The sequence below is a fragment of the Gloeocapsopsis crepidinum LEGE 06123 genome, from assembly GCF_015207655.1.
Taxonomy (GTDB): Bacteria; Cyanobacteriota; Cyanobacteriia; order Cyanobacteriales; family Chroococcidiopsidaceae; genus Gloeocapsopsis; species Gloeocapsopsis crepidinum.
This window is the reverse complement of record NZ_JADEWN010000009.1, coordinates 109,218-121,287: the sequence shown is the minus strand read 5'-3', so window position 1 is coordinate 121,287 and position 12,070 is coordinate 109,218. Positions and strand designations below refer to the sequence as shown.

General features: G+C 40.9%; 16 protein-coding genes. 10 read left to right on the top strand and 6 right to left on the bottom strand.

Annotated features, from left to right (window positions below; all coding sequences use genetic code 11):
• Window position 1: 1 nt before the first annotated feature.
• Window positions 2–751: a YdcF family protein gene (locus IQ230_RS05860; RefSeq protein ID WP_193931117.1), complete on the top strand. Its 750-nt coding sequence runs from the start codon at window positions 2–4 to the stop codon at window positions 749–751.
• A 105-nt stretch (window positions 752–856) separates the two neighbouring features.
• Window positions 857–1,084, top strand: a complete 228-nt coding sequence (locus tag IQ230_RS05855) for a hypothetical protein (protein WP_193931116.1) — start codon at window positions 857–859, stop codon at window positions 1,082–1,084.
• 41 nt (window positions 1,085–1,125) lie between these two features.
• On the opposite strand, the gene IQ230_RS05850 is transcribed toward IQ230_RS05855, so the two are convergent.
• On the bottom strand, window positions 1,126–1,350 hold the full coding sequence (locus IQ230_RS05850; RefSeq protein WP_193931115.1) for a ferredoxin-thioredoxin reductase variable chain: 225 nt from the start codon (window positions 1,348–1,350) through the stop codon (window positions 1,126–1,128).
• 469 nt (window positions 1,351–1,819) lie between these two features.
• Here IQ230_RS05850 and IQ230_RS05845 point away from each other — a divergent pair, with 469 nt between their 5' ends.
• Window positions 1,820–2,245, top strand: coding sequence for an NfeD family protein (locus IQ230_RS05845; RefSeq protein ID WP_193931114.1), 426 nt, complete (start codon window positions 1,820–1,822; stop codon window positions 2,243–2,245).
• A gap of 108 nt (window positions 2,246–2,353) precedes the next feature.
• The gene (locus tag IQ230_RS05840; RefSeq protein ID WP_193931113.1) at window positions 2,354–3,331 is read left to right on the top strand and encodes an SPFH domain-containing protein; all 978 of its coding nucleotides are present in this window, start codon (window positions 2,354–2,356) and stop codon (window positions 3,329–3,331) included.
• 221 nt (window positions 3,332–3,552) lie between these two features.
• Here the strand turns inward: IQ230_RS05840 and IQ230_RS05835 are convergent, their stop codons facing one another.
• A complete protein-coding gene (locus tag IQ230_RS05835; RefSeq protein WP_099703688.1) occupies window positions 3,553–3,960 on the bottom strand; it encodes a Fur family transcriptional regulator in 408 nt (135 codons plus the stop codon).
• A gap of 221 nt (window positions 3,961–4,181) precedes the next feature.
• Between IQ230_RS05835 and purS the strand changes: the two genes are divergently transcribed.
• Together purS and purQ are read left to right on the top strand one after the other, a co-directional pair.
• Window positions 4,182–4,454 carry a phosphoribosylformylglycinamidine synthase subunit PurS gene (gene purS, locus IQ230_RS05830; protein WP_193931112.1) on the top strand — a complete coding sequence of 91 codons (273 nt, stop codon included), beginning with the start codon at window positions 4,182–4,184 and terminating at the stop codon, window positions 4,452–4,454.
• On the top strand, window positions 4,451–5,119 hold the full coding sequence (gene purQ, locus IQ230_RS05825) for a phosphoribosylformylglycinamidine synthase subunit PurQ (RefSeq protein WP_193931111.1): 669 nt from the start codon (window positions 4,451–4,453) through the stop codon (window positions 5,117–5,119). Before purS ends, purQ begins: the two co-directional genes overlap by 4 nt.
• 81 nt (window positions 5,120–5,200) lie before the next feature.
• On the opposite strand, the gene IQ230_RS05820 is transcribed toward purQ, so the two are convergent.
• Entirely contained in the window at window positions 5,201–5,635 is a 435-nt protein-coding gene (locus IQ230_RS05820; RefSeq protein ID WP_193931110.1) for a VOC family protein, read from the bottom strand.
• A gap of 30 nt (window positions 5,636–5,665) precedes the next feature.
• Between IQ230_RS05820 and IQ230_RS05815 the strand changes: the two genes are divergently transcribed.
• Entirely contained in the window at window positions 5,666–6,433 is a 768-nt protein-coding gene (locus IQ230_RS05815; RefSeq protein ID WP_193931109.1) for a TIGR00297 family protein, read from the top strand.
• Here the strand turns inward: IQ230_RS05815 and IQ230_RS05810 are convergent.
• Window positions 6,424–8,133 carry an FAD-dependent oxidoreductase gene (locus IQ230_RS05810; protein ID WP_193931108.1) on the bottom strand — a complete coding sequence of 570 codons (1,710 nt, stop codon included), beginning with the start codon at window positions 8,131–8,133 and terminating at the stop codon, window positions 6,424–6,426. The two genes, IQ230_RS05815 and IQ230_RS05810, sit on opposite strands and share 10 nt — an antisense overlap.
• A 208-nt stretch (window positions 8,134–8,341) precedes the next feature.
• Between IQ230_RS05810 and IQ230_RS05805 the strand changes: the two genes are divergently transcribed.
• The gene (locus IQ230_RS05805) at window positions 8,342–9,400 is read left to right on the top strand and encodes a zinc-dependent dehydrogenase (RefSeq protein WP_193931107.1); all 1,059 of its coding nucleotides are present in this window, start codon (window positions 8,342–8,344) and stop codon (window positions 9,398–9,400) included.
• Window positions 9,401–9,537: 137 nt separating this feature from the next.
• Window positions 9,538–9,912, top strand: coding sequence for a DUF2294 domain-containing protein (locus tag IQ230_RS05800; protein ID WP_193931106.1), 375 nt, complete (start codon window positions 9,538–9,540; stop codon window positions 9,910–9,912).
• 170 nt (window positions 9,913–10,082) lie between these two features.
• Here IQ230_RS05800 and IQ230_RS05795 read toward each other — a convergent pair whose 3' ends face one another.
• Window positions 10,083–10,490 (bottom strand): response regulator, encoded by a 408-nt coding sequence (locus IQ230_RS05795; protein ID WP_228054620.1) that lies wholly within the window; start codon window positions 10,488–10,490, stop codon window positions 10,083–10,085.
• Between the two features lie 431 nt (window positions 10,491–10,921).
• Between IQ230_RS05795 and IQ230_RS05790 the strand changes: the two genes are divergently transcribed.
• Window positions 10,922–11,284, top strand: a complete 363-nt coding sequence (locus IQ230_RS05790; protein ID WP_193931104.1) for a DUF2294 domain-containing protein — start codon at window positions 10,922–10,924, stop codon at window positions 11,282–11,284.
• Window positions 11,285–11,321: 37 nt separating this feature from the next.
• On the opposite strand, the gene IQ230_RS05785 is transcribed toward IQ230_RS05790, so the two are convergent.
• Window positions 11,322–11,741, bottom strand: a complete 420-nt coding sequence (locus tag IQ230_RS05785; protein WP_193931103.1) for a response regulator — start codon at window positions 11,739–11,741, stop codon at window positions 11,322–11,324.
• Between the last annotated feature and the right edge of the window lie 329 nt (window positions 11,742–12,070).

Genomic DNA, 12,070 nt, shown 5'->3' with positions numbered 1-12,070 from the left:
AATTTCTCTACAAATCAAGTTTTCTGAATTACTCTCTGCCACAAAAGCGAATTTCCGCTTCTGCTGTCACTTTCTTACACTACTTATTCATGTATTAGTGGTTTTCCTGATAGGTGCAAGATGTGAGGTTTCACGTTCTTTAGTGCGATCGCTAGAATTTCAAAATATTCCCTCAACTGAATTACCAAATGCAGAAGCAATCGTCGTTTTAGGCGGTGCGACTAAACCTGCGTTTTTTCCACGCCCTTCAGTAGACTTATCTGAAGAAAGCGATCGCATGTTCTATGCTGCGCAGTTGTATCACCAAAAAAAAGCCCCTTTCGTGATTCTCAGCGGTGGACGTATAGATTGGAGTGGTGCTGGTTCTTCTGAATCCGCAGATATGGCAATTATCATGCAGCAATTAGGCGTACCAGAATCAGCAATTATTCAAGAACCTAATTCGCTTAATACCTACGAAAATGCAGTCAATGTCAAAAAAATTCTGCAAGCACGCCAAATCAACCAAGTGCTACTTGTCACTTCAGCAATGCATATGCCGCGATCGCTTGCCATTTTCAAAAAACTTAAAATTGCTGCAATACCAGCACCTACTGATTTTATAGCAAGCAGCGATCTTCAGTATTTAAGCAATACCCCTCAAGCTACACTGTTAAACTTGTTACCAGAAGCAGAGCGATTACATCAGTTTACTCGTGCCTTGAAAGAGTATGTCGGTTTAGTCGTTTATCGTTTACGTGGTTGGTTGTAAAAGAGCAATTAGCTCCTTCTGGCTAAATTATGCATTTAGGCACAAATTTCTCGCAGTGGCGATCGCTATAATTGCAGCAAGAGACTGACTTCTTTTGCTTAACTCATGGCTAACCAGTTCCACTACATCATCCCGCTGCCGCCACCAGAAACTCAAGATATTTTTGCCACTTACCAGGCAACACGCCAATTCTATCGGGAAGTACAATCGCGCACTGATCTACAGCAACACTGTAGATGGTATTATACCACAGCAGAGCGCCATAGACAAGAATTAGAGCAAATGCGTAGTGAACTGAATATTCTAAGTTGGTTTCGTCGGGCAAGGAGTTAGATGGCTAATCATCTCCATCGCCCTTAAGATGAACATCTCGACTAAGATAGAACCTCAATTTCAGTTTCGCGCAGGTGAGCTTTAAACTTTTTACTGAACTGAACTTGAATTGGTAGATTAGCACTGATTGGTTTGCCCTGCCATTCGTTAGCAAAACTGATAATCTCGCCTTCTAAGCCTTTGATATCAAAAGGTTCACCGCGATGTTCGGGATGATGGTAAACAATGACTGATTCTTTAACGCGGATGCGATCGCCAACTTTCATAGACTTGTAATCTAGTGTTTCCCTCTCAAGAAGCAATGCAAAATTATTATTCAATACAATTGCTTATTCCAGACAACCTCTTTATCTTTGCATAAGATTGTCCCTTGTTATACACTCTAAGCGATAAATGCATAAGGAGTAACTTAGGGGACAAAGCGAGGGAAAGAAGTCGGTGGCGAATATAGCTTAGGGTTCTGCGCTATCGATTGCCTTAGGACAACTCGAGATACTACAAAGCCCAAAAAAGATTAATGAGCTTCTCAGATGCTTTCTACCTCTTTGATCTGCCGATCGCCTGTAACGTAAAAAGACTTTTAAATTCAATTAAACTTGGTTCTGATTAGCGAAAGCTTAAGCTAGATTGGTATTAATGATTGTAGTTTGCTGTCACATTGTTGCTAGCTCATTAAATAACTGTAGCTCGAGCAAACTAGTACATTGCTGTGCAGGTTGTGATTAAGATACCAAAATGCCGATAAACGTCACGCTGTTATGGTTAATAGCAGGGACAATGCTTTGTTTGATGGAACTAATGCTACCAACGGCGTTTGTCGCTTTTATGATGGGACTGAGTGCTTTTGTTGTAGCAGTGATATCTCTAGTCATTCCTCAGTTAAGCATACAAGCTGTGCTCTGGCTAGGACTATCGACAGCATTTATTTTAATGTCGCGTCGCCTACTGTCACCTAAACGGAAACAACTACAAGAAGCTTTTGTTGCAGAAACATTAACTGAAATCCCCGCCGGAAGAGAAGGAAGAGTGATCTATGAAGGAAATTCATGGCGGGCGCGGTGCGAAGATCGATATTTAGAGATCGCGCCTTCTCAAAAAGTCTATGTGGTTCGCCGTGAAGGTACAACTTTAATCGTTATGCCGGAAGATTTGTTGCATTAGTAGTGCCTCAGGCATCCTGCCTGAGAAAAAAGCTATGAGTCGTTGTGCTAAAACAGATTTCAAATCAATACACATTTAGTAACTTAATACTCATAAACAGGAAATCACATGAATGAACTATTTTTGCTAGTTGCACTAGCACTTGGAGGTTCAGCCTTAGCAGGTTCAGTAAAAGTCACGAATCAGGGTAATGAAGCCTTAGTAGAGAGACTGGGTAGTTATAACAAAAAGCTTGAACCAGGGTTGAGTTTTGTTTTTCCCTTTATTGATAAAGTTGTTTTCCGCGAAACCATTCGGGAAAAAGTGCTAGACATTCCGCCGCAAAAATGTATTACCCGCGATAACGTTTCGATTGAGGTAGATGCAGTTGTGTACTGGCGCATTGTTGATATGGAGAAAGCCTGGTACAAGGTAGAAAATCTCCAATCAGCAATGGTAAATTTGGTTTTAACGCAAATCCGTTCGGAAATGGGCAGACTAGAGCTAGATGAAACATTTACTGCTCGCGCCCAAATCAATGAAATATTATTGCGCGATTTAGATATTGCGACAGATCCTTGGGGAGTAAAAGTCACGCGGGTAGAACTACGCGATATTATTCCTTCGCTGGCAGTTCAAGAATCAATGGAGTTGCAAATGTCTGCTGAACGGCGTAAACGAGCAGCAATTTTGACATCCGAAGGCGATCGCGAATCTGCAGTGAACAGCGCCAAGGGTAGAGCAGAAGCCCAAATTCTCGAAGCTGAAGCTCAGCAAAAAGCCACTATTCTGCAAGCTGAGGCACATCAGAAAACAATTGTCTTGCAAGCACAAGCCGAACGCCAGCAACAAGTTCTCAAAGCTCAAGCAACTGCAGAAGCATTGCAAATCATCACGAAAACTCTACAAACAAATCCTGAAGCCCGTGAAGCACTGCAATTTTTAATTGCACAAAACTATCTCGACATGGGAACAAAAATTGGCAGTAGCGATAGTAGTAAAGTAATGTTTATGGACCCGCGTAGTATTCCGGCAACTATCGAAGGTATGCGTTCAATTGTATCCGATGGTCAGATACCTCACGTGAATGGCGATCGCGCCAAATAAATTTATGAGTTTTGAGTTATGAGTTTTGAATCATAAAGAGTTTTGGAAAGCGAACAAAGGTGCCGGAGGCATTACTATCAGTTTTGAATGCACGAGTTTTGAGTTGTGAATTGAAGAAAATAACTCAACACTCTCCTAAGCTCAACATTCTTAACGAGAAACTCTCTTTAACTCAAAACTCAAACCTCAAACCTCAAAATTCAACATTCAGAACTCTCTTATTACTCCGCACCAACACCAGCAGCTTGCGCCATTTGACATTGGTTACATAATCCAAAAAATTCTAAGGTGTGATAGAAAATCTTGAAATGATGCGCTTGATGCAACTGAGTTTCTAGCTCGTGAACAGGGCATTGATTGATAGCAATTGATCTGCCACACTGTAAACAAGTCAAATGGTGTTTATCTTGCTGCACTGAACTATAAAGTGATTCGCCAGAAGCCAATGTCCGCACTTGAACTGCACCTTCAAGTTTTAAGGCTTCCAATGCTCGATATACTGTAGCAAGTCCCACACTTTGGTTGCGGTTGCGTAACTCTACATAGATATCTTGAGCAGAAATTGCTTTGTTAAGACTTTTAAGCAATTTCAGAATGCGTTCCTGACTGCGAGTGCGTTCGGCTTTCATAGACAATTATGGCATTTTCCTACATATAAAAATCAACTAAGTTGTTCATAAGCTAGCTCAAACCGATACGCGAGTCATAAATATACTTTACTAGAAGTATAGAGGCAGTGTTTTGGTGGCTTAGTAATGCAGTCACGAGGTAGCTAACTGTATTGACACTAGAGGTATCAGGAAAAGGGTAGGATCATCTTTTGTTTCATTGATGAAATTGAACAAAGGCGATGCGAAAATATCAAGCTCATATCTATGTTACTCTGCGACCCTCAGTTCTTGATCCTGCTGGCACAGCTGTTATGTCGGGTTTGCAGCATATGGGTTACGATACTGTTGAGCAGGTACGAATTGGCAAATATATTGAACTGAGTTTAAGCGCTCAGGATGAGGAGATCGCACGGCAGCAGTTGGATCTCATTTGCGATCAGTTATTAGCTAACCCAGTCATTGAGAACTATCGCTTTGATTTAGTTGAACAACGAGATGGAGTGACAGCGTGAAATTTGGAATTGTCGTATTTCCAGGATCGAACTGCGATCGCGATGTTGCCTATGTCACGCGATTATTGCAGCAGCCAACGCGCATGGTATGGCACGAAGACACAGATATTAGCGATCTTGATGTCGTTATTATTCCTGGCGGCTTTAGTTATGGCGATTATCTCCGCTGTGGAGCGATCGCGCGTTTTTCTCCCGTGATGCAACAAGTTATCAAACACGCCGAGCAAGGTAAGTTTGTTTTGGGAATTTGCAACGGTTTTCAAGTCTTAACTGAAGCAGGATTATTACCTGGTGCGCTGATCCGCAATCGCGACTTGCATTTTATTTGCGATCGCGTTTCCTTAAAAGTAGTACGTACAGACCTGCCGTGGACGCAAAACTACACACAAGGAGAAATTCTTACTTTACCTATCGCGCACGGAGAAGGTCAATTTTATGCTGATGAGGACACAATAAAACAAATAGAAGATAACGGTCAAGTACTATTTCGCTATCACGGTGAAAATCCCAATGGTTCTGTTAACAACATTGCAGGTATTTGCAACGTTAAGGGCAACGTAATCGGCATGATGCCGCACCCTGAACGTGCCTCTGATCCAGTACTAGGTAGCACGGATGGTTTAGGACTATTTAAGGGCATAGGAGCGAGAGCAAAAAGTGATTAGTTTTGAGTTTTGAATTGAAGAAAATAACTCAACACTCAACACTCAACACTCATAACTCTCTTAAGCTCCCCTGCTTCCTAATTACGCAGGAGTATCCCCAACTTGGGCATAATCAGAACCGCCGAAAACTGCTTCAGGGTAACGGTAATATTTATACTCCATCAAGTTGTAAAACGGATCTTCTAAAAAGAATGTGCGATGTTCTAAAGGAGAGTCAGGAAAACGGTGTTTAGCTTCTTCACGGAAGACTAAATTTTTCTGTTGTGCGCGTTCTAACAAATCTTTCCAATCGTGTTCTGACGTAAAAATGATACCAAAATGCCTTGGATAAATACCTCGCTGCGGTTCTAGTTTCTCTTTAGTTAAGTGTGCAACCAACTGATGACCGTATAAATTTAGTATCAAAGCGTGCTTGTTTTCACGACCAGGAGTACACCCCAATCCATCGACGTAATATGCTTTTGCTTGCACAATATCGGTGATGGGAAAGGCAAGATGAAATAAAGTTTGGTTCATGGCTTGCATATTGGAGATTGACAAAAGTAGATGCTATATACGTATTCGCTTAATCCTTGGCTCATTGCAGTGGGTTTAAATACAGTTTTACTAGCAATTGCTTGGATTGTACCGAAAAAGCTGTTAACGCCTGCTGGTTTCTTTCACGCTTGGGGATTGGGTATTTTAATTTGGGGAACTTTGGGATGGCAAGGCTATTTAGTTGTTATGTTCTACTTTTTAGTCGGTTCGGCGGTGACTCGAATTAAACTGAAGGAAAAGGAAACTGAGGGTATTGCCGAAAAGAGATCGGGTGCTAGAGGTCCTGAAAATGTTTGGGGTTCAGCGCTAACTGGGGCATTATGTGCGCTGGGAACATTACTAGTCTCTGAGTGGGGAGGCAATCGGTTAATCGCATCGCTATTGTTACTCGGATATGTTGCGAGTTTCAGTACTAAACTTTCTGACACTTGTGCGAGTGAAGTTGGTAAAGCTTACGGTAAACGGACATTTTTGATTACGAATTTTCAACCCGTACCGCGTGGTACTGAAGGCGCAGTATCTTTAGAAGGAACATTAGCTGGGATCGTCGCCTCCAGTGCGATCGCTTTTGTTGGTTGGGGTGTTGGTTTAATTGACTTACTCGGAGTCGTATTTTGTATTATTGCCGCATTTATTGCTACAAATTTAGAAAGCGTGATTGGAGCGACATTACAAACAAAGTTTGATTGGCTCACAAATGAACTTGTCAATGTTTTGAATACTTTAATTGGTGCGATCGCAGCTATTTTACTAGCATTATTGTGGTATCAAGTATAAATTGTTTCAATTAATAGCCATCTACCAGCATGATTTATTTGTCCAGAAACTCTTATTGGTGCAGCATTCGGATAATTTTCTAGCTGGTGGTTAATGTGCGATCGCAATGTTACCAATATCCAATCACCGCGAAATTCCTTAGGAGTATTAATTGTAATAGTATAATTTTGTATATCATTTTTATAAAAAATGCCAGAAAATGTCGCGAGATTTGATGGAATATCTTGATACAAAGTGCAAGCACAATTGCCATCAACTGGGTATTTCTCTGGATGATCTAAGTAGTATGTTTGCCAAAATAACCAATCAGGATGCTGCGGTGGTAGATTGAACAAAGGTATAATTGCGACCTTATCTTGTAACAATGCTTGCTGTAAAGTCTTCACAGGTAGATTGCGAGGTTGACACGTCAATTCCACACACAAAGCAGCCGCCATACCCGCTGCTTGTCCAATTCCCATGACAACGGGTTGCAAGCGAGTCGCCCCGTTGGCGATATGCGATACCGAAATATTCTTTTCACACACTAGTAACCCATCAACTGTCGCTGAAATCAAACAACTGTAAGGAATTGTGAACGGTGTTCCTGTCCAGCGTCCGCCCCAACGTAGTGATTTTGGCGCTAGCGGAAACTCAAAGCCAGGATAATGGTGATCGTTAGGATAGTTACCAAACGCAATACTATCAGGTTGTAAAGCTGCGACTTGTCCTGTTGATATAGGTAAAATATCCTGTTCGCATACGGTATTTAACCCGACTAAACGGCGACTTTCTCGGTAGTAAGGATGCATCGCAAAACCTGTGCCAAAAACATCCGCTAAACCGTAACGGCGACCAATTTGAGATTGAATAAAGTAAGCAAAATTTTGACTATGCCAAAGACATTCTTGTAGAAACTCGTTTTGTGCTGTCTTTGAGGTAATTAAACGTTCTACTCCTACGCCGTAGTCATTACCAGATATAGGCCAATTCATCATAAATCGATTATCTGGTAAGCGCCCGTAATTTAAAAATTGCTCTACACCGTAGTTTTCCCACGCGTCAGTGAACTTTGATGCATCGTAATCGGGTGTGGGTGATATTTCTGACGCAACGTCTGCACCAAAATCTTGCATGACAACAACCCATGTAGGTGCTTGTACAGCGTATTGTGCAGTTAACGTGTTATGTTCCACAGGTGCGCTTGGTTCTTGCCACTCAGACTGAAATTCCCAGCCCCAGCGATAGGGAACATCTGCTAAGGCAAGAAGATCTCCCAATTCGGTAGCATCAAGAGTGATTTTTGCTGTCACTGTAAACTTACTAAATCGAACGCCAGTGATGCAACTATCTTGACAGTAAACTTCGAGTGGTACCTCGCCACTTATCCAATGCAGATTTGGTAATTCTTGCACCCATTCTGCAAATATTTGCGCTCCTACACGCGGATCGTAACTGAAAAAGCTTACCCAACTATTGTCTAATCCTCCAGCTTGTCGCTGCTGTAGTTCTTGTAAAAACTTACCCCAAAGCCCTGTTTGAAACGCTTCTAACTCATTACCATCTGGCGCAGACACCCCAGCCGATGTCAGCATTCCGCCTAACCAAGAAAATTCACTCACCAAAATAGTATTTGCACCGCGACGCGCTGAAGAAATAGCCGCAGCAGTTCCACCAGTACTACCCCCTACTACCAACACATCAGCTGTCAATATCTGCATCACTGTTTTGGATATTGCGTGTATAGATGACGATATGCGATCGCACTCAAATTATTATGTTAAGCCACAACGCTCAAACAGATAAAAGCAATTATGGAAGTACCTGATGAACTAGTTGCAGTAATGACACATCCATACAAAGTATTGATTGATTAGTTGTACGCTGCTCAATAGTGTTAAATCTAAGATCGTTGAGTGGTAAAGTGGCATGAAAGCACAGGTATATCGCGGCGTTAAACAGCTAAGTTATGAGGAATTGCCAGTACCTACTCTAGAAGCTGATGAGGTGTTGGTACAAGTGCGTGTTGTGGGCTTGTGTCAGTCGGATATCAAAAAGATTCTTTATCCTTTATATGAACCGCCACGGATTTTTGGACATGAAACAGCAGGAGTGATTGCAGCAGTTGGAGAAGACGTGAAAAACTGGCAAGTGGGGACGCGCGTAGTTGTGATGCACCACATTCCTTGTATGCGCTGCGGTTACTGTCTCAACGACAATTTCTCCATGTGTGATATGTATAAAAATATTTGCACAACGGCTGGATTTGCCCCAAGTGGCGGTGGCTTCGCAGAGTATGTTAAGGTTCCTAGTCATATTGTCCGTAATGGTGGGTTAATTCCAATTCCAGACGATGTGAGTTTTGAAATTGCCAGTTTTGTTGAACCGACAAATTGTTGTCTTAAAGCCGTAAAAAAAGCTCAAATTGCACCAGGACAAACTGTCTTAGTGACAGGTGCAGGACCAATTGGGTTAATGTTTATTATGTTAGTGAAGTATTTCGGTGCCAGAGCGATCGCTACTGATTTACTTCCTTCTAGAATTGCGAAAGCTTTGAGTGTTGGTGCAGAAGCTGCGTTTGATGCACGCGATGCAGAATTAGTAGCAAAAATTCATGCCGTTACAAATGGCATGGGTGTTGATACGACACTACTTGCAGTTCCTAGCGATAAAGCCTTTTTTCAAGCTTTAGACTGTACGCGCAAAGGTGGTAAAATTTTGTTTTTTGCAGAATTTCCCGATGAAGTCGAAATTCCACTTAATCCTAATATTCTTTACCGTCGCGAAATTGACTTGATTGGTAGCTACAGTTCTTCGTTTCGGTTGCAAAGTCTTGCTGCGGATATTGTATTTAATTCTCGGATCGACGTTGCTGCATTGATTAGCGATCGCTACCCTTTACATGAATTATCTCTGGCAGTGGAACGCGCGATCGCCCCTACTCAAGAAACTTACAAGATCTTGATTTATCCCTCACCTGAATGCTGAATGCCACACTGATTTTTCACCCAAAGCTCTTCTATTAAGAGTATAGTTGAATTTGTGTGATTATCTCGTTAGGTAATTCAACACCCTGAGGGTAGATTTTTTCATCTAATTAACTTACTTATCTTCATCTAATAATCATGGATTCTTCTATTCCTACGCGTGGGCAAATTGAACGTACTTTATCCCAGCGAATTCAAGCTTTATACCGTCATCAATTAGAGCATCAACCCAGCCGCATCACTTGTCAGATTTTTGATGAAAAAGTCGCGATTATTTTGGAAGACTCAATTACGCAACCTGAGCAACTTCTAGTAAGTACTGGTCAAGAAGAGTTAGCCCAAGAAGTCCGTTCTGAGATTGATGAGGCATTAAAACCCCAAATTAAGTCAATTATAGAGGAGATTGTTGGAGTTAGTGTGATAGATTTGTTGAGTAATGCAAAACTCGATACGGGTCGTACTGCAACTGTAGCTATTTTGGCTGAAACACCCAAGCTCCGAAACATGGTTTGAATAGCTTATCTCTACGCTCTTGATTTTGTTTTTAAATCAGTTATTGTGAATTTATTATTTAACATTAAAACTTTAACTTTTGTATGATTGAATTGTTTGTGCCTAGTCAATAATCACTAAGTATTATAATTGCCAATCATTAACAGACTCTTGATCTTAATAAAGATTAGCTAAGCAAGACAACGACGAATCGTTGCTTCTAACTCTTCAATAATGTAAGGTTTTTTGATATATTCCTTGCATCCTGCTAGCAAAAATCGTTGTTGATCCTCTACTCTTGCCATTGCAGTGACAGCAACAATAGGAATGTCCATTGTTTCTGGATCTTGTTTTAAGCGACAGACAACCTCAATTCCATCTAAATCTGGCAGCATCATATCCAGCAAAATTAAATTTGGTTGATAATTTTGCGCCATAAGTACTGCTGTATGACCGTCGGTTGCAGTGATGTGAGAACATTCAATCAACATCAATAGTTGAGCCAGTAGCTGCAAGTTGTCTTCATTATCGTCCACAGCTAAGACTAAAGGTTGTCTCAGCCTATCTTGCTGAGGACTACTAGAACTTTGCAAATTCATATTCATAGCTTAGAAAAAGTCGCAAAAGCGTATAACCAATTTATGTGACCGCTTGAATGAGGCTTTCCCCAAGTGGTGTAGACGACAGCACTTGTAGTGGACTGGCTCGTAAATCCACCAATTTATTAATTTGTGTTCATCGTTGGCGGAGAACATGCAACATAGCAAAGAAAATCTGACTTTTTCAATTTTACAATACTCTTATCAAGAAATACATCTTTAGATATAAAAAAAACACTACTAGGGTAGGATTGACATTAATTTATAGTTTTATTTCATGCTTTTGCTAGAGACAGGGCTGGAGTTTCTCAACTTACAGAGAACTTATGAAATTAACTATCTGTCTTTAGGGTGTTTGAAGAGGATAAAAGAATCTGATACCTTGTTTAGGCACTCTGTATATTAACACCCCTTAATCTACTGATAAGTTTATGGAGGAAAAAATACCAGCTAGTTTTACTTCTTTAGAAGAGACTTTGTCACAACAAATTCATGCACTATATACTAGTCAGTTGGGGCACTCCCCACAAAAAGTTATTTGCAATTTGTTAGACAAGAGTTTAACAATTGTAGTTGAACATCCAACTACCCCACCCGAACGACTTTTGATTGAAAGTCATAAAAATGATTTAGCAGAAGAAGTCAGCTGGAATTTGTACAAAGCTATTGAGCCATATATGAAAGCAATCATTGAGGCTGTAGTGAGAGTTCCTGTGGTAGATTTAATCGGAACCTCAAGTATTGATTCAGACCGCACTAGTATAGTTGCAGTCTTAGCTGATAAACCTCAGTAATATTAGTAATAACAGAAATAGATAGTCTTCTTCCAAGCTACGCTGTAGCTGCTGTGTGGCATAAATGACTAAACATAACGTCTTCTAGATCGTCCAACATATAAGGTTTGGTGATGTAACCGTCACATCCAGCCCCCATAATCTGATGGTAATCTTCTTCTTTCGCTAATGCTGTTACTGCAACAATGGGAATTAACTGCGTTTGAGGACTTCTTCTCAAGTGATGTACAACTTCTATGCCATTTAAATCAGGTAACAGTATATCCAGTAAAATTAAATCTGGCTGATACCGTTGCGCTAAGGACAAAGCATTTTTACTGTTTTTTGCTGTAATACATGCGAAATTGTTTCCTCTGACTACTTCTGTCAACAAAAATAAGCTATCTTCATCATCATCTACTGCGAGGATAAGCGGCTGATTAATTGCCTGCTTGCTAGTTGCTAAGAGTGCTTCCAACTTTCTACTCCATCCAGGAAGGTCTTCAATCTGTGAGAGAGTCCTCACACGAATATTAAGATCGAGGCATTCCCTAAGCGGCGATTAACGGCGCTTACAGCGGACTGGCTCGTAGATAACTAACCTCATTATGTTATTTTCTGCGCTATGAGTTGAGGAAAAGCGGGATAAGTCAATACGACTTTAGAGTTTTGTCTTCTTAAGCTCAGTTTAAATCGAATTGGTGGCTAGAATGAGAACATTGTAAACTAACTCAACACATCCTACTGAGACATCAAAACTTGTGTAAATCGTATACTTGAACACTTTTTACTAAATTACATAAGTTT

What these genes read in the sequence shown, in the direction of transcription:
- purS (WP_193931112.1), top strand. Translation starts at nt 4,182, where the DNA reads ATGCGAAAATATCAAGCTCATATCTATGTTACTCTGCGACCCTCAGTT.
- IQ230_RS05815 (WP_193931109.1), top strand. Translation starts at nt 5,666, where the DNA reads ATGCTATATACGTATTCGCTTAATCCTTGGCTCATTGCAGTGGGTTTA.
- IQ230_RS05795 (WP_228054620.1), bottom strand. Translation starts at nt 10,490, where the DNA reads ATGAATTTGCAAAGTTCTAGTAGTCCTCAGCAAGATAGGCTGAGACAA.
- IQ230_RS05810 (WP_193931108.1), bottom strand. Translation starts at nt 8,133, where the DNA reads ATGCAGATATTGACAGCTGATGTGTTGGTAGTAGGGGGTAGTACTGGT.
- IQ230_RS05835 (WP_099703688.1), bottom strand. Translation starts at nt 3,960, where the DNA reads ATGAAAGCCGAACGCACTCGCAGTCAGGAACGCATTCTGAAATTGCTT.
- IQ230_RS05850 (WP_193931115.1), bottom strand. Translation starts at nt 1,350, where the DNA reads ATGAAAGTTGGCGATCGCATCCGCGTTAAAGAATCAGTCATTGTTTAC.
- IQ230_RS05790 (WP_193931104.1), top strand. Translation starts at nt 10,922, where the DNA reads ATGGAGGAAAAAATACCAGCTAGTTTTACTTCTTTAGAAGAGACTTTG.
- IQ230_RS05805 (WP_193931107.1), top strand. Translation starts at nt 8,342, where the DNA reads ATGAAAGCACAGGTATATCGCGGCGTTAAACAGCTAAGTTATGAGGAA.
- IQ230_RS05800 (WP_193931106.1), top strand. Translation starts at nt 9,538, where the DNA reads ATGGATTCTTCTATTCCTACGCGTGGGCAAATTGAACGTACTTTATCC.
- IQ230_RS05845 (WP_193931114.1), top strand. Translation starts at nt 1,820, where the DNA reads ATGCCGATAAACGTCACGCTGTTATGGTTAATAGCAGGGACAATGCTT.
- IQ230_RS05855 (WP_193931116.1), top strand. Translation starts at nt 857, where the DNA reads ATGGCTAACCAGTTCCACTACATCATCCCGCTGCCGCCACCAGAAACT.
- IQ230_RS05840 (WP_193931113.1), top strand. Translation starts at nt 2,354, where the DNA reads ATGAATGAACTATTTTTGCTAGTTGCACTAGCACTTGGAGGTTCAGCC.
- IQ230_RS05820 (WP_193931110.1), bottom strand. Translation starts at nt 5,635, where the DNA reads ATGAACCAAACTTTATTTCATCTTGCCTTTCCCATCACCGATATTGTG.